General features: G+C 73.1%; 11 protein-coding genes. 3 read left to right on the top strand and 8 right to left on the bottom strand.

Annotated features, from left to right (window positions below):
• Positions 1-63: 63 nt before the first annotated feature.
• Positions 64-576, bottom strand: coding sequence for a transcriptional regulator NrdR (gene nrdR / locus OOK31_RS08490; RefSeq protein WP_267011723.1), 513 nt, complete (start codon positions 574-576; stop codon positions 64-66).
• A 567-nt stretch (positions 577-1,143) separates the two neighbouring features.
• On the opposite strand from nrdR, the gene lexA reads away from it, so the two are divergent.
• A complete protein-coding gene (gene lexA, locus OOK31_RS08495; protein WP_267011724.1) occupies positions 1,144-1,935 on the top strand; it encodes a transcriptional repressor LexA in 792 nt (263 codons plus the stop codon).
• A gap of 71 nt (positions 1,936-2,006) precedes the next feature.
• On the opposite strand, the gene OOK31_RS08500 is transcribed toward lexA, so the two are convergent.
• The 3 genes from OOK31_RS08500 to OOK31_RS08510 form a co-directional block, all read right to left on the bottom strand.
• Complete coding sequence (locus OOK31_RS08500; RefSeq protein WP_267011725.1) at positions 2,007-3,977, bottom strand: ATP-dependent DNA helicase; 1,971 nt, start codon at positions 3,975-3,977, stop codon at positions 2,007-2,009.
• 163 nt (positions 3,978-4,140) lie between these two features.
• The gene (locus OOK31_RS08505; protein ID WP_267011726.1) at positions 4,141-4,815 is read right to left on the bottom strand and encodes a GNAT family N-acetyltransferase; all 675 of its coding nucleotides are present in this window, start codon (positions 4,813-4,815) and stop codon (positions 4,141-4,143) included.
• A 30-nt stretch (positions 4,816-4,845) separates the two neighbouring features.
• The gene (locus OOK31_RS08510; protein ID WP_267011727.1) at positions 4,846-6,855 is read right to left on the bottom strand and encodes an IucA/IucC family protein; all 2,010 of its coding nucleotides are present in this window, start codon (positions 6,853-6,855) and stop codon (positions 4,846-4,848) included.
• Positions 6,856-7,534: 679 nt separating this feature from the next.
• Between OOK31_RS08510 and OOK31_RS08515 the strand changes: the two genes are divergently transcribed.
• Entirely contained in the window at positions 7,535-7,807 is a 273-nt protein-coding gene (locus OOK31_RS08515) for a hypothetical protein (RefSeq protein WP_267011728.1), read from the top strand.
• 231 nt (positions 7,808-8,038) lie between these two features.
• Here OOK31_RS08515 and OOK31_RS08520 read toward each other — a convergent pair whose 3' ends face one another.
• On the bottom strand, positions 8,039-9,418 hold the full coding sequence (locus tag OOK31_RS08520) for a diaminobutyrate--2-oxoglutarate transaminase family protein (RefSeq protein ID WP_267011729.1): 1,380 nt from the start codon (positions 9,416-9,418) through the stop codon (positions 8,039-8,041).
• 322 nt (positions 9,419-9,740) lie between these two features.
• Between OOK31_RS08520 and OOK31_RS08525 the strand changes: the two genes are divergently transcribed.
• A complete protein-coding gene (locus tag OOK31_RS08525) occupies positions 9,741-10,916 on the top strand; it encodes a serine protease (protein WP_267011730.1) in 1,176 nt (391 codons plus the stop codon).
• A 106-nt stretch (positions 10,917-11,022) separates the two neighbouring features.
• Here OOK31_RS08525 and hflX read toward each other — a convergent pair whose 3' ends face one another.
• The 3 genes from hflX to OOK31_RS08540 form a co-directional block, all read right to left on the bottom strand.
• Positions 11,023-12,528 carry a GTPase HflX gene (hflX, locus tag OOK31_RS08530; RefSeq protein ID WP_267011731.1) on the bottom strand — a complete coding sequence of 502 codons (1,506 nt, stop codon included), beginning with the start codon at positions 12,526-12,528 and terminating at the stop codon, positions 11,023-11,025.
• Between the two features lie 199 nt (positions 12,529-12,727).
• Positions 12,728-14,218 carry a M1 family metallopeptidase gene (locus OOK31_RS08535; protein WP_267011732.1) on the bottom strand — a complete coding sequence of 497 codons (1,491 nt, stop codon included), beginning with the start codon at positions 14,216-14,218 and terminating at the stop codon, positions 12,728-12,730.
• A 199-nt stretch (positions 14,219-14,417) separates the two neighbouring features.
• Entirely contained in the window at positions 14,418-16,490 is a 2,073-nt protein-coding gene (locus OOK31_RS08540; protein ID WP_267011733.1) for a bifunctional (p)ppGpp synthetase/guanosine-3',5'-bis(diphosphate) 3'-pyrophosphohydrolase, read from the bottom strand.
• Positions 16,491-16,620: the final 130 nt, after the last annotated feature.

A 16,620-nucleotide genomic window follows, 5' to 3' on the forward strand; every position in this document is an offset into this window, starting at 1 on the left:
GTTTCTGCGAATTTCGCCATGCCGACGACCGGGTCCTGCCGCGCTGCGCTGCGGCCCGTCCGGTCAGTCGGCGGCGGAGGCGGGCACGGGGACGACCGGGGGGGTCCCTCCGGGCTCGCACTCATGGGGGTGAGGCCGCTCGCGCAGTTCCGCGATGGCGGCCTCGAAGTCTTCAAGGGTGTCGAACGCTTTGTAAACGGATGCGAACCGCAGGTATGCGACGAGGTCGAGTTCCTGCAACGGGCCGAGTATGGCCAGACCCACGTCGTGGGTGGTCAGCTCGGCGCTCCCGGTGGCGCGCACCGCCTCCTCGACCCGCTGGCCGAGCTTGGCGAGGGCGTCCTCGGTGACCGGCCGCCCCTGGCACGCCTTGCGGACGCCAGAGATGACCTTGGTGCGACTGAAGGGTTCGGTCACCCCGCTGCGCTTGATCACCATCAGCGAGGCCGTCTCCACCGTCGTGAAGCGACGGGAGCAGTCGGGGCACTGACGGCGCCGGCGGATCGACGTACCGTCGTCCGTCGTCCGGCTGTCGACGACGCGACTGTCGGGGTGCCTGCAGAAGGGGCAGTGCATGGTTCCCTCACCCTTCGTTCGGCACGACTGAATCACCCCACGGAACCCCTGAACGACGGAGACAAGTCTTCGCCGGGGGCTCGTGAAGCAGCCACAAGCATATGCGATGTCGCGGACTCCGGCGGACCGAGGACCACAACTTCTGGGTGGCAGCGCTCATCCAACCACTAGATCTTGGGTTGTGGCGGATTTACACGGCTCCGCGTGTCGCAGCGCCGCACAGGCGGACACAGGGGCTCCGAGTGCCACACTGGGCGAGCCCCGGAGGTGGCGATCCAACCGGGAAGGGTACCGTAAGCAGCAGGGCCTGAGCCGAACCCGCGTTCGGTCCGCGGGCCCGCCGCACGACGCCCGCCCGACGCCGCCCGAGCCTCCCGACTGCATGGCCGCCGATCGCAGCCGTCGACGCCGGGCGCCGGTCCGGCTACCGACAGCGGTCGCCCATACACCCGCCGTTCTCACCCAGGCGGGCGATCCGCAATTTTTCACTCGAACGTGTGTTTGGCGCAACCTTTCGAAAGCTACTACCGTTGTCCAGCTAGGGAGAACATTTCGAGAGGGGCCGACGTGACCACCACCGCAGACAGTGCCACCATCACTGCCCAGAACCGCTCCCAGAGCCGACTCGAGCCGGTGCATGCCATGAATGACGCAAGTCAGAACCCGGAGGCGGAGCCCGTACGCCCCGCACGCTCGCTGCCAGGGCGACCTCCAGGCATCCGCGCCGACAGCTCCGGGCTCACGGACCGGCAGCGGAGGGTCATCGAAGTCATCCGGGACTCCGTGCAGCGGCGCGGCTACCCGCCGTCGATGCGGGAGATCGGCCAGGCGGTCGGCCTCTCCAGCACCTCGTCCGTGGCACACCAGCTGATGGCCCTGGAGCGGAAGGGCTTCCTGCGCCGCGACCCGCACCGGCCCCGCGCCTACGAGGTACGCGGCTCGGACCAGCCGAGCTCGCAGCCCACCGACACCACCGGCAAGCCCGCGGCCTCCTACGTTCCCCTGGTCGGCCGGATCGCGGCCGGCGGCCCGATCCTCGCCGAGGAGTCGGTCGAGGACGTCTTCCCGCTGCCCCGCCAGCTCGTGGGCGACGGCGAGCTCTTCGTCCTCAAGGTCGTCGGTGACTCGATGATCGAGGCAGCGATCTGTGACGGCGACTGGGTCACCGTCCGTCGCCAGCCCGTCGCGGAGAACGGCGACATCGTCGCCGCGATGCTGGACGGCGAGGCCACGGTCAAGCGGTTCAAGCGGGAGGACGGCCATGTGTGGCTGCTTCCGCACAATGCCGCCTACCAGCCGATCCCCGGCGACGAGGCCACCATCCTCGGCAAGGTCGTCGCGGTACTGCGTCGGGTCTGACCGGCCCGACGGCCCTCAGCCAGCTCCGGGACCCACTGCGCCGGTCCCGGAGCTGTTCCATGCCCGGCGAGCTACTTGCCGTCGGCCTTGGCGGTCGCGTCGATGGCAGCCAGGGAGCGGCGCACCTGGTTACGGTCCGTGGTGTACCAGAAGTCGGGCAGCGTGGCCCGCAGGAAGCTCCCGTACCGGGCCGTGGCCAGGCGGGGGTCCAGGACGGCGACGACACCCCGGTCGCCCGAGGCCCGTACGAGGCGGCCCGCGCCCTGGGCCATGAGCAGCGCCGCATGGGTGGCGGCGACGGCCATGAAGCCGTTGCCCCCGTGTTCCTCGACCGACTTCTGCCGCGCGCTCATCAGCGGGTCGTCGGGACGGGGGAACGGGATCCGGTCCATGATCACGAGCTGGCAGCTCGGGCCGGGCACGTCCACGCCCTGCCAGAGCGAGAGCGTCCCGAACAGGCAGGTCTTCGGGTCGGCCGCGAACGTCTTGATCAGTTCGCCGAGCGTCTCCTCGCCCTGGAGCAGGATCGGGTTGTCGAGTCGGCCCCGGAGCTCCTCCGCCGCCGCCTTGGCGCCGCGCATCGAGGAGAAGAGACCGAGCGTGCGGCCGCCGGCCGCCTCGATCAGCTCCGCCAGCTCGTCCATCATGTCGCCGCGGGTGCCCTCGCGGCCCGGGGTGGCCAGGTGCTTGGCGACGTAGAGGATGCCCTGCTTGGGGTAGTCGAAGGGGGACCCGACATCCAGTCCCCGCCAGACGGGCACGCCCTCCCCCTCGACCCCTTCGGCGGAGAGACCGAGCGAGGCCGCGACCCCGTTGAAGTCGCCGCCCAGCTTGAGGGTGGCGGAGGTCAGGACCACCGAGCGGTCCTCGAACAGCTTCTCGCGCAGCAGCCCGGACACCGAGAGCGGTGCGACCCGCAGGGTGGCGCCGAAGCGGTCGTGGCGCTCGTACCAGACGACGTCGTACTCGGAGCCGTTGGTGATCCGCTCCGCCACGCCGTGGATGCTCTCCACCGCCGCCAGCGCCTGCTTGCGGACGGCGTCCTCGTCGTGGACGGACTTGTCGCGGGTGGCGCCGATCGCGGAGATCACGTTGCGCGCGGCGTCCCGGAGGGCCATCAGCGCGTACCCGAGGTCCTCGGGGATCTCCTCCAGGCGGCCGGGGAGCGCCAGCTCCATGACGCGCTCGAAGGACTCGGAGGCGGTCTGGAGGGAGTCCGCCGTCTTCTCGTCGACCAGCTTCGCCGCACGCTTCACAGCCCGGTTGACCTGCCCCGGGGTGAGCTCGCCGGTGGCGACGCCGGTGACGCGGGAGACCAGCTCGTGGGCCTCGTCCACGATCAGCACCTCGTGCTGCGGGAGCACCGGGGCGCCTTCGATGGCGTCGATGGCGAGCAGCGCGTGGTTGGTGACGACCACATCGGCGAGCTTGGCCCGCTCGCGGGCCGCCTCGGCGAAGCACTCCGCCCCGTACGCGCACTTCGTGGCGCCCAGGCACTCCCGGGAGGAGACCGAGATCTGGCCCCAGGCCTTGTCCGAGACACCGGGGGTGAGGTCGTCGCGGTCGCCGGTCTCGGTCTCGTCGGCCCAGTCGCGCAGCCGGATCAGGTCCTTGCCGAGCTTGCTGGTGGGGGTGGCCGCCTCGAACTGGTCGAAGAGCCCCTCCTCCTCGTCCTGCGGGGCCCCTTCGTGCAGGCGGTGCAGGCAGAGGTAGTTGGACCGGCCCTTGAGCATGGCGAACTGCGGACGGCGCCGCAGCTGCGGATGCAGTGCCTCGACCGTGCGCGGCAGGTCACGCTCGACCAGCTGGCGCTGGAGGGCCAGCGTCGCGGTGGCGACGACGACGCGCTCGCCGTGCGCGAGGGCCGGCACCAGGTAGCCCAGGGACTTGCCCGTGCCGGTACCGGCCTGGATCAGCCGGTGGGAGTTGTCATCGATCGCTTCGGCGACGGCTTCGGCCATGGCCACCTGGCCGGGCCGCTCCGTGCCGCCGACGGCGGAGACGGCGGCGTGCAGCAGGTCGGGGAGGGAGGGCTTCGTCATAGCAGTGACAACCCTACGGGGCGCCACCGACAGCAGTGGCATCGATCAACCCTCACGGGCGGTCCGGGCGAGGTGGGGGCATGCGCACGGGAATCCTCGGAAGATCGGGAACTTTGCTGCGCGACGCAGAGTTTTCGAAGGGAGAGGTGTTGGCGTCGGTGATTCAGAGGAGGTTGCGCAGGGCGCGGTCCCGGATCATCAGCGCGGCGCGCTTCTCGGGAAGGTCGATTTCCGCGGCATAGCGGAAGCCGGCGGTCAGGAAGGCGGATACGGAGGGGGTGTTGCGGATGTCCGGTTCGGCGATGACACGGGTGCAGCGGGGGCGGTTGTCGAGGACCAGGTCGGCGACGGCGCGCAGCAGGGTGCTGCCCAGACCCCTGCCCCGGTTCGTGCCGTCTCCGATGAGCAGGTGGATACCGGTGTCGTGGGGGCTCGCCGGGTAGTGGCGGGAGAGCGGGTCGAGGGCGGCCCGGTAGATCTCCCAGTAGCTCATCGGGGTCCCGTCGAGGAGGCCCAGGCAGGGGATGCTGCGGCCGTCGCCGTCCAGTTGGGTACGCAGGTGGGCGGCGGTGACGGAGGCGGGGCCGTCGAGTTCCCAGTAGGCGGCCACCTCGGGGTCGTTCATCCAGCCGGTGAGGAGTTCCAGGTCCCGTCCCGGCCGTACGGGTTCGAGCCGGAAGGCTCCGGCCTTGGTGGTGGCGGTGCCCCAGCCCGCCGGGGAGTCGAGGAGGTCGGCCTCGGCGAGCAGGGGCAGCAGTCCGGGAGTGAGGCGCCGCCCGGTGGCCTCGTGGAGTGCGGGACCCGGGGCGGTGCCGGTGGGCGTGTCTGTGGTGGGCATCGGGCTCTTCTCCGGATCGGCGGGAGCGCGTCAGTCGTGAAGGGGGTTGGCGATGGTGACGTAGACGGACTGGGTGTCGACGGGGCCCACGAGCTCGTCGAGGCCGCCCAGGCGGGTGAGCAGGTTCGCCTTGCAGCGGAGGGTAGGTGAGTCGAGCAGCTGCGCGGGGACGGGGCCGAGACCGGCCGCCTTGCCGAGGAACCGGCGGAACGCGGCGAGGAGTACGCGTTCGTCGGCGAGGCGTTGGGCCCCGAAGGCTCCGATGAGACCGAGCACGTTGTTGATGCCGAGGTAGTAGGCGAACCGTTCGTCGGTGACGGCGTCGGGGACGAAGGTGTCGCTGGCGCTGCCGATGCCGGGGAGGCGCTGGTCCAGTTCGGCGCGGCGCGAGTCGCGGAAGTAGTAGCCCTGGTTGTCGCGGAAGCGGCCGCCGACGGGCCAGCCGGCCTGGTCGAGGACCACCAGGGTGTTCTGCTGGTGCGCTTCGAGGGCGATGCCGGCGAGCGCGTCGAAGGCGAGGACCGGCAGGACGACGTGGTCGAGGTAGCGCAGGAACCACTCGGCGGCGACGGCGGAGGTGGGTCGGCCGGTGGTGACGGCGAGAGCGGCGACGGTCTCGGCGAGCCGGGAGCGCATCGTGGCCCGGCCGGGCCACGGGCGGGGTGCGGTGAGTGCGGCGATGCAGACGGCGTCGTCGTCGGAGTGGAAGGGGTTGTGGCGCAGCAGGGTGTCGAGTCCCCGGACGGGGGTGCCGTCCAGGGAGTCGACGGCGACCCAGGCGGGGTCGCGGACGATGTCGAAGCCCGGGTGGGCGGCCTGCCACTGCTCGGCGAGTCCGGTGCGGAGCAGCCGGTGCACCTCGACACCGCGGTGGAGTTCCTTGCGGAGGTTCTCGCGTCGGCTGTTGGTGATGCGCAGGCCCAGGGAGAGCTTGAGCATCGCCGGGGTTCCGGGGCGGTGGACGGTGCGGACGGAGGAGGTGGGGTACCAGGGTGCGCCGTAGGGGCCCAGGTCGGTGAGGAGTCCGGCGTCGCGGAGGGCGGCGACGGCGGGGCGGTGGAGGAGGTCGCGTGCCTGCCAGGGGTGCAGGGGAAGGGGGGTGAAGCCGGCGGGCAGCGGGAGTCCGGGAGCGAGCCGGGCGAGGAGCTGTGCGGCGGAGACCGGGCGGCCGCGTTCCGTCCACGCGGAGTCCGTGGCGAGGACGGAGGGTGCGACGGCGATCCAGTGCAGGGGGAAGGAGCCGTGGAGTTCGGGTGAGTAGTGGCGTACTTCGGCTTCGGAGAGTCCTTCGCGGCTCTTCGGGTCCGGCTGGAGGGGGTGACCGAGGAGCAGCGACTGTTCGGCGGTGAGGAAGCGGTCCCCGGCGACGGGGGCGGGGGGTGTGCGGCGTTCGCGCCGGTCGGCGATGAACTCGGTGGTACGGCGTACCGAGTCGGCCACCCGGCCGACGAGGTCGGCGCCGGCCCGGCCGGTGCCCTCGCGGGCGATCAGGGCCGCGAGGGTAACGGCGTCGAGGGCGGGGGCGTGTGCGGGAGCCCCTTCGAGCCGGGCGGGGGCGAAGCGGTGCCAACCTGCCGGGGACCAGTACCGGACGGGGACCAGCAGGGCGGCGCCGGATGCGGGGAGGGGGATGCGGAGCAAGGTGCCGACGGGCCCGTCGGGGCGGCCGGTGCCGCTCTCCCGGACCCAGCACCGCAGCAGGTTCTCCACCGTCGCGGCCTCGGCGGCGACCGCCGGGTCGGGGTGGTCGAGGAGGTCGGGCAGCGCGGCCGGTTCGGGACCTACGGGACCGGCCCCGCCCACCCGGGGGCGGAGCGTGCCGTCCTTCTGCCGCGGCACGCTGCCCGCGGGGACCGGCTCGGCCGATCGGGGCGCGGGCGGGCACGCCTGGGGTCGCAGGGACCCGCCCGCCCCCGGGGCCGTCTCGGTCCGTCGGGCGGGGGCGGAGTCCGCCGCCTCGGATTCCGGGCCGTCGGCGTCGGCGCCCGCCTCCGGGGTGTAGGGGTCGGCCGCATGGCCCGACGGGGGCTCGCCGGGCACGGTCGGCTGCGTGCCCCTCCCGGCGGCGGACGGCAGGGGGAGGTGAGGGCCATCGCCCCGGTCGGCGGGGGCGGCCGACTGTTGGTACCGGTCGGCGGGTGCCAGGCCGGGCGGGACGGGCTGCGGCCACGTGGCCCGGGACGCCGGGTGCGGGTCCCCTTCGGGGGCGTCGGCCCGGTCGGCGGCGCTGGACGCAACGGGCTGGTGGGTGCCCGGGGTCGCCGGGTGCGGGACCGGCTCGACGGGTGCGAGCCCGGGCGGGACGGGCTGCAGGTGGGTCGCCGGCGAAGGCAGGCGCGAGTCCCGTTCGCGGGCTTCGGCCCAGTGCCCGGGGACGGGTTCCTGCAGGTCCGGCTGCTGGCCGGTCTGCGGGGAAAGCTGGTCGCTGTCACCCCGGTCGGCCGACGCGCCGTCGGCCCGAGGGGCGGCGGTGGTCGGTGGGGTGGGTGGCCAGGGCGTGCCCTGGGCGGTCGGGGAGGTGACCTGCCCGGCCCGGGCGGTCGGCTGGGGGCCGTCGGAGGGGGTCGGCGCGGTAGGCCAAGCAGTGGTCGGCAGGGTGGGCGGCCACGGCGTGCCCTGAGCGGTCGGGGAGGCGATCTGGCCAGCCCGGGCAGCGGAGGCGTCAGGCGGGGTGGACCCGGCTGACGGGTCAGGGAGACCGTCCGTGGGGAGTGGGGGGATGGGTGCGACGGCTCTGGCGAGGGTCGTGGTCGGCGGGGTGGGTGGCCAGGGCGTGGCCTGGGCAGTCGGGGAGGTGACCTGGCTGGCCCGGGCGGTGGGCTGGGCCGACGAATGGAGGCCGTCGGTCGGGGTTGGCGCGGCAGCCCGGGTGGAGGTCTGCGGGGTGGGTGGCCAGGGGGTGGCCTGGGCGGTCGCTGAGGTGGTCTGGTCGGCCCGGGTGGCGGGCTGGAGGGTGGAGGCGTCAGGCGGGGTGGGACCGGCTGACGGGTGAGGGGGGACGTCCGTGGGGGTTGAGGGGAGGTAACCGGTGGCCCGGGCAGTGGTGGGTGGCCACGGGGTGCCCTGGGCGGGCGGGGAGGTGGGCTGGTCGGTCCAGGGGCTGGGCTGGGGGTGGAGGTGTCGGCCTGGGCGGGCGGGGAGGTGGGCTGGGGGGTGGGGGCGTTCGCTGGGGACGGGTGGGGGGTGTCGGTGGGGGTGGGGTCGGGCATGGGGGGTCCTTCGGTCAGGGGAGCCGGCGGGCTGCGGCGGGGACGGCGTCGGCCAGGCGGTCCAGGACGGCTGCGGCCTGCGCGTCGGTCAGGGTCAGCGGGGGCAGCAGGCGGACGACGGCGGCGTGCCGGCCCCCGAGTTCGACGATCAGGCCGCGGTCCAGGCATTCCTGGCGGACGGCCGCGGCGAGGGCGGGGGCGGCGGCGCCGGTGGCGGGGTCGACGAGTTCGAGGCCGATCATCAGGCCGCGGCCCCGCACTTCCGCGACGCAGGGGTGGTCGGCGGCCAGGCCGCGCAGCGCCGCCAGCATCCGGTCTCCCAGGAGCGCCGCCCGCTCGGCGAGGCCGTTGCGGCGGACGTAGGCGAGGGTGGCGGTGCCCGCGGCCATGGCCAGCTGGTTGCCGCGGAAGGTTCCCGCGTGGGCGCCGGGCGGCCAGACGTCGAGCTCGGAGCGGTAGACGATCACCGCGAGCGGCAGGCTGCCGCCGATCGCCTTGGACAGGACCATCACGTCGGGCACGACCCCGGCGTGGTCCACTCCCCAGAAGGCGCCGGTCCGGCCGACCCCCGTCTGTACCTCGTCGGCGATCAGCGGGATCCCCCGCCCGGCGGTGATCTCCCGCATCCGGCGGAGCCAGTCGTCCGGGGCGGGGATGACTCCGCCTTCGCCCTGGACGGGTTCGACGATCATGCCGGCGGGGGCCGGTACCCCGCCCTTGGGGTCGTCCAGCAGGTTCTCGGTCCAGCGGGCGGCGAGCCGCGCGCCCTCGGGGCCGCCGACGCCGAAGGGGCAGCGGTGGTCCTGCGGGTACGGCAGCCGGGTCACCCGTACGTCGCCGGCTCCGCCCGAGGCGTCCAGGGCCCCGGCGGTCATGCCGTGGTAGGCGCCGGTGAAGGCGAGCAGCCCGCTGCGTCCGGTGGCGGTGCGGACGAGCTTCAGGGCGGCCTCGACGGCGTCCGTCCCGGCGGGGCCGCAGAACTGCACGCGCGCGTCCGCGGCGAGGCCGGCGGGCAGGTTCGTGAACAGTTCGGTGGTGAAGGCGTCCTTGACGGGGGTCGCCAGGTCGAGGACGTGCAGCGGGGCCCCGGAGTCGAGGACCTTGCGGATGGCTTCGAGGACGACGGGATGGTTGTGCCCGAGGGCGAGGGTGCCCGCGCCGGAGAGGCAGTCGAGGTAGCGCCGCCCGTCGGCTCCCTCGATGGTCAACCCCCGTGCGCGTACGGGCACGATGGGCAGTGAGCGCGCGTAGGTCCGTGCGGCGGACTCGCGCTGTGCCTGGCGGCGCAAAATGCTTTCCGCTGCGGTGCGTTCCCGGTTTCCCTGGGCGGGGACCAGTGCCGGGGCCACCGGCGGGGTCTGTGGCGCGGCTGCGGCCGGCTCGGTCAAGGCCACGACTGTCGGTCCTCCCGCACGGATGCTCTTCCGGATTGCGTCTCGAACATGAACGCTGCTGTCCCATCCCCCGTACGTACCAACGACGATGGAGGCGGCGGATCACGGGTCGGCCGAAGATCCTTGGCCGCGCGGGCCGGTGCGGGGAGAGGAGCCGGGAGAGGAGCCGGGAGAGGAGCCGGGAGAGGAGGGGAGCGTTCCGGCCGGGCAGGAACCGCGGACCCGGGGGCCGCCGTCCTAACCGACGGCGGCATAGTGGGGTGCTGCAACCGCCCCGAGCGACACCGTCTCAACACCTCGAAGCCCCAGGGGGACTTACGACATGCGACCGAACCGACCGGTCACCGCGATCCTGGCCGCGGCCGCGCTCGCGCTGACCGCCGCGGCCTGCGGGCCCGGCGACGACCAGGCCGGCGGCGACTCCAAGCCGACCGTGGCCGCTCCGCTGCCGTCCGGCAGCTCGGACGGGATCAAGATCCCGCAGGAGCTGAAGGACCGGCTCAAGGAGCACGGCTTCGACCTGGAGAAGTGGAAGGGGGGTGCGTGGAAGAACTGGAAGAAGGAGGACTGGCTCCGCGAGGCGGGCGACTACGTCAACCCGATCATCGAGGGCCTGTGGGACCCGGACCGGATGCGTGACGCCGAGCAGCCGCAGCGTCCGGCGGTCGACCCGGACGCCGGCAAGGACCAGGGCGTGACGGACCCGACCCCGGCGCCGGTCGCGGCGAAGCCGGCGGTCTCGCCGTACCACTCCAGCGTCCCGGCGTCCGGCAAGGTCTTCTTCGACGGCCCCGAGGGCTCGATGGTGTGCTCGGCGACCGTGGTGAAGGACCCGGCCCACCCGGGCAAGTCGAACATGGTCTGGACGGCGGGCCACTGCGTGCACGCGGGGAAGGCCGGCGGCTGGTACCGCAACATCGCCTTCGTCCCGTCCTACAACAACTCGGGCAAGGCGGCCGCCGAGCTCAAGGGCGCCCCGCGCGAGCAGGTGGCCCCGTACGGCGTGTGGTGGAGCGACTGGGCGCAGACCTCGGACCAGTGGATCGCGACCGGCGGCCCGACGGGCGGCGCGGGTGCCCCGTACGACTTCGCGGTGCTCCACGTGACGCCGGAGAAGGGCAGCACGAAGTCGCTGGAGGAGACGGTCGGTACGGCGCTCCCCGTGGAGTTCAACGCCCCGGCGGTGCCGAAGGTCGCGAGCATCACGGCGACGGGCTACCCGGCGGCGGCTCCGTTCGACGGCCAGAAGTCCTTCCAGTGCACGGACAAGCCCGGCCGGCTGGCGCTGAGCCAGGCCGACCCGGTGATGTACCGCATCGGCTGCACGATGACGGGTGGTTCCTCGGGTGGCGGCTGGGTCGCGGCGGGTGCCGACGGCAAGCCGGCGCTGGTGTCGAACACCTCGATCGGCCCGGCGAAGGCGGGCTGGCTGGCAGGACCGCGACTCGGTCCTGAGGCCAAGGGCATCTACACCGCGGTGAGCGGCAAGTTCAAGTAACAGAGCGACGCGCGTGCCCCGCTTCCGGGCGGGGCGCGCGCACGGCCGAGGCCCCCCGCATCAGCGGGGGGCCTCGGCCGTTCTGCGGCGGGGTCGTGCGCGCCGGCTACTGCTTGGCGGGCACGTACGGCGCCAGGTCCGACGCCAGCTCCGGGTGGACCCGGGCCTTGAGCAGGGTGCCCTCCGGGGTGTGCTCCTCGGAGATCACCTCGCCCTCGGCGTGCGCCTTGGCCACCAGCGAGCCGCGCGTGTACGGCACCAGGGCCTCGACCTCGACCTCGGGCCGCGGCAGCTCGGTGTCGATGAGCGTCAGCAGCTGCTCGATGCCCTGGCCGGTGCGCGCGGAGACGGCGATGGAGTGCCGTTCGATGCGCAGCAGCCGCTGGAGGACGAGCGGGTCGGCGGCGTCCGCCTTGTTGATCACGACGATCTCGGGCACGTTGACCGCGCCGACCTCGCGGATGACCTCGCGTACGGCCGCCAGCTGCTCCTCGGGCGCCGGGTGCGAGCCGTCGACGATGTGCAGGATGAGGTCGGAGTCGCCGACCTCCTCCATCGTGGAGCGGAACGCCTCGACGAGGTGGTGGGGCAGGTGCCGGACGAAGCCGACCGTGTCGGCGAGGGTGTAGACCCGGCCGGACGGGGTCTCGGCCCGGCGCACGGTCGGGTCGAGGGTGGCGAACAGTGCGTTCTCCACCAGGACGCCGGCGCCGGTGAGGCGGTTGAGCAGGGAGGACTTGCCGGCGTTGGTGTAGCCGGCGATGGCGACCGAGGGCACCTTGTTGCGGCGCCGTTCCTGCCGCTTGATGTCGCGGCCGGTCTTCATCTCGGCGATCTCCCGGCGCATCTTCGCCATCTTCTCGCGGATGCGGCGCCGGTCGGTCTCGATCTTGGTCTCGCCGGGGCCTCGGGTGGCCATGCCGCCACCGCCGCCGCCACCCATCTGCCGGGACAGCGAAGCACCCCAGCCGCGCAGGCGCGGAAGCATGTACTGCATCTGCGCGAGGGCGACCTGGGCCTTGCCCTCCCGGGACTTGGCGTGCTGGGCGAAGATGTCGAGGATGAGCGCGGTCCGGTCGACGACCTTGACCTTGACCACGTCTTCGAGGGCGATGAGCTGGCCGGGGCTGAGCTCGCCGTCGCAGACGACGGTGTCGGCGCCGCTCTCCAGCACGATGTCGCGCAGCTCGCGGGCCTTGCCGGAACCGATGAAGGTGGCCGGGTCGGGCTTGTCGCGGCGCTGCATCACGCCGTCGAGCACGAGGGCGCCCGCCGTCTCGGCGAGGGCGGCGAGCTCCGCGAGGGAGTTCTCCGCGTCCTGGACGGTGCCGGAGGTCCAGACACCGACGAGGACCACGCGCTCCAGGCGGAGCTGGCGGTACTCGACTTCGGTGACGTCCTCGAGTTCGGTGGAGAGGCCGGCCACGCGGCGCAGGGCCGCGCGCTCGGAGCGGTCGAGCTGGTCGCCGTCCCGCGCGCCGTCGATCTCGTGGCTCCAGGCGACGTCCTCTTCCATCAGGGCATCGGCCCGAAGGCTCTCGGTGAAGCTCTGCGGCTCGCGCACGTCCTGCGCGTCCCGCGGGTCCTGGGAAGGGGAAGAAGAGGAGGTCATTGGATCCTTACGTCGATTCGATCGGGTCGCGCCGGCCGAGGCCAAAGGTACCGGCCGGGCGTGACATCACACTGTCACGTCCAACGCGTCACCCCGTCCGGGGATTCCCCGGGCGGCCTCGTCGACCTCGTCGATGGTGTCATGCCCGTTCCTGGCCCGTCATACCGTTTTCCCGGCGGCGGTACGGGGGCGGCGCCCGCTACGGCTTCGCAGCCGCCGCGGCGGCGGGTGCGGCGGGCGGGGCCTGGGCGGTAGCGGGGGCGCTCCACTCCGGGTGTCCGGGCATGGCCGGGGTCGTGGTGCCGTAGAGCCAGGGCTCCAGGAAGGCCCCGAGATCGCGTCCGGCCTCCTGCGAGGCCAGGCGTACGAAGTCCTCCGTGCTCGCGACCGAGTCCTTGTGCTCCGCCACCCAGCGCCGCTCGACGCGGTCGAAGGCCTCCGCTCCGATCTCCTGGCGCAGGGCGTAGAGGATCAGCGCGGCCCCGTCGTAGACCACGGGCCGGAACAGTCCGATCTTCTCCCCGGGGGCGGCGGCCTTCGGGGCGGCCGGGGCGCCGCCGGCGGCGCGCCACTGGTCGGAGCGCTGGTAGGCCTCGCGCATGCGCCGCTCCAGGGCGTACTTGCCGAGGCCGTCGGCGTACAGGGCCTCGTACCAGGTCGCGTGTCCTTCGTTGAGCCACAGGTCAGACCAGGTCCGGGGGGTCACGCTGTCGCCGAACCACTGGTGGGCGAGTTCGTGGACCATGACGGACTCCACGTACCACTCGGGGTAGCCCTCGCCGGTGAAGAGGCCGTGCTCGAAGAGGGAGAGGGTCTGCGTCTCCAGCTCGAAGCCCGTCTTGGCCCGCGCGATGAGCACTCCGTAGTTCTCGAAGGGGTAGCGGCCGACGTGCCGCTCCATCCACTCGACGTGGCCGGCGGTCTTCTTCAGCCAGGGCTCCAGCTTCTCCCGGTCGGCCTCGGGGACCACGTCGCGCAGCGGCAGTCCGTGCGGTCCGGTGCGGTGGACGACGGCGGAGCGGCCGATGGAGACCTGGGCGAGTTCGGTGGCCATCGGGTGCAGGGTGCGGTACGTCCACACGGTCGCGCCGCCCGCGCGCGCGGCGGGGAGGGCGCCGGGCACTCCGTTGGCGACGGCGGTGAGACCGGGCGGGGTGGTGACGCGGAAGGTGAACCAGGCCTTGTCGGCGGGGTGGTCGTTGCAGGGGAAGACGCGGTGGGCGGCGTCGGCCTGGTTGGCCATGGCGAGGCCGTCCTCGGTGGGGACCCAGCCGCCGTCGCCGCGGCCGCGCGGGTCGCTGGTGTGGCGGACGGTGATGTGCAGCGGCGTGCTCGCGGCGACCGGCTGCGCGGGGGTGAGCACGAGGTCCTCCCCCGCGCTCTCGAACCGTGCGGGCTGCCCGTTGACCTCGACGGAGGCGACCTTCCCGTGGGTGAAGTCGAGGTTGATCCGCTCCATCGGCTCCAGGCTGCGGGCTTCGATGACGGTGACGGCGTCGAGGGGGCTGAGGTTGTCCTTGTACGTGAGGGACAGGTCGTACGAGAGGACGTCGTACCCCGGGTTGCCGAGCTCCGGGAACAGCCGGTCGCCGATGCCCAGGGGCTTCGGCGGGGGCAGCACGGCGGCGACGAGGGTCAGGGAGGCCGCCGCGAGCAGGGCGGCGCGCAGGCGGGGGGAGGTGAGCTGCATCCACCACCGCTTACCAGCGCCCGGCACGGGCCCGCGCGCGACGCGCGACGCGGCCACCCGAACGAGGCGCTGCGGCCCCGTCCCGGGCTACGTACGCCCCCGGTGCACGCCCCCGCGCCCCCGGAGCCCCCGCTCACACCCCCACGAGCCCCCGCCCGCCCCCGGTTCCCCCTCTTCCCCCTGAAGTCCCTGGGGCCGGCTACGCGCGGCTGACGTCGTACACGCCCGGTACGTCCCGCATGGCCCGCATCAGGGCCGGGAGCCCGGTCGCGTCGGGCAGTTGCAGGGTGTAGCTGTGCCGGACCCGCTGCTCCACGGGCGGCTCCACGGTGGCGGAGATCACCTCGACGCCTTCGCGGGCGATGGCCTCGGTCAGATCGGCCAGCAGGTGCGGGCGGCCGAACGATTCAGCGAGGAGGGTGACCCGGCAGTCGGCGGTGGCCCGCCAGTGCACGGCGACCGAGGTCCGCCCCAGCGACCGCATCTGGGCCACGGCGGGACAGTGCACCCGGTGCACGGTGACGGCCCCGCCCCGTACGACGAACCCGGCGACCGCGTCCGGCGGGACGGGCGTGCAGCACCCGGCGAGGCGGACGTGGGCGTCGGGCAGGTCGGCGACGGCGTTGCCCCCGCCGCCGCGCAGCCCGGTCACGGACAGCGGCGCCCGGGGCGCGGCGGCGGCGGGCCCGGCCCCGTCGGGGTGGGACTCCAGCCAGCTGCTGATCGCGATCCGGGCGGCCGGGGTCCGTGCGTGCTCCAGCCAGTCGGCGGCGGGCCCGGAGGAGGCGTCGTGGGCGAGCAGCAGCTGCACGGTGTCGCCGTCGGAGAGCGGGGAGGACAGGGAGGTCAGGCGCCCGTTGACGCGGGCGCCGATACAGCCGTGCGCCGCCTCGCCGTGCTGGGCGTAGGCGGCGTCGATACAGCTGGCCCCGGCGGGCAGGCCGAGCGTCCCGCCGTCGGCCCGGAACACGGTGATCTCCCGGTCCTGGGCCAGTTCGGCGCGCAGTACGGTCCAGAAGGTGTCGGGGTCGGGCGCGGACTGCTGCCAGTCGAGGAGCCGGGAGAGCCAGCCGGGGCGGGTGGGGTCGACCCGTTCCTCGTCGCTGTCGGCGGGTTCGCCGGTGGTGTACGGGTTGCCGAGGGCGACGACGCCCGCCTCGGCGACGCGGTGCATCTGGCGGGAGCGGACGATGACCTCGGCGACGTACCCCTCGGGGACGGCGACGGCGGTGTGCAGTGACTGGTAGAGGTTGAACTTGGGGGCGGCGATGAAGTCCTTGAACTCCGAGACGACCGGGGTGAAGCAGGTGTGCAGCTCGCCGAGGACGGCGTAACAGTCGGCGTTCTCGCCGACGAGGACGAGGATCCGGCCGAAGTCGGAGCCGCGCAGTTCGCCGCGGGTGCGGGCGATGCGGTGGACGGAGACGAAGTGCCGGGGGCGTACCTGTACCTCGGCGGAGATCCCGGCCTCGCGCAGGACGGCGCGTACGGAGTCGGCGATGGCGGGGAGGGGGTCGGCCTCTCCCGAGTGGGCGGCGATGAGCGCGCGCGTGTGCTCGTACTCCTCGGGGTGCAGGATCGCGAAGACGAGGTCTTCCAGCTCGGTCTTGAGGGCCTGCACTCCGAGGCGTTCGGCGAGCGGGATGAGGACGTCACGGGTGACCTTGGCGATGCGGGCCTGTTTTTCGGGGCGCATCACGCCGAGGGTGCGCATGTTGTGGAGGCGGTCGGCGAGCTTGATGGACATGACGCGGACGTCGTTGCCGGTGGCGACGAGCATCTTGCGGAAGGTTTCCGGTTCGGCGGCGGCGCCGTAGTCGATCTTCTCGACCTTGGTGACGCCGTCGACGATGAAGCGGACCTCGTCGCCGAACTCCTCGCCGACCTGATCGAGGGTCACGTCGGTGTCCTCGACGGTGTCGTGGAGGAGCGAGGCCGTCAGGGTGGTGGTCTCGGCGCCGAGTTCGGCGAGGATCAGGGTGACGGCGAGCGGGTGGGTGATGTACGGCTCGCCGCTCTTGCGCATCTGGCCGCGGTGCGAGGTCTCCGCGAGCAGGTAGGCCCGCCGCAGGATGGACAGGTCGGCGTCCGGATGGTGGGCGCGATGCGCTTCTGCTACGTGTCCGATGGCGTCCGGGAGTCGGTCGCGGGACGTCGGCCCTAGCAGGGCCGCCCGGCCGAGGCGGCGCAGATCGAGCCGGGTCCGGCCCCGTCTGCGCAGCTCAGGACGCACTTCGGCATGTGCTTCGGGGTTCGTGGCCTCTGCACTCATGGGCACCTCCGGCGGCTTCGACCGGCGGTGGCGGGCATGGGGTGAGCCCTCAGGGCCGGTGCCTGATGTTACCGACCCCACCACGTGGCGCAGTCCACCTCTCGCTCAGCGTGAAACGGATCACCCATGA

Origin of the sequence: Streptomyces sp. NBC_00249 (genome assembly GCF_026342355.1) — a bacterium.
Classification (GTDB): domain Bacteria; phylum Actinomycetota; class Actinomycetes; order Streptomycetales; family Streptomycetaceae; genus Streptomyces.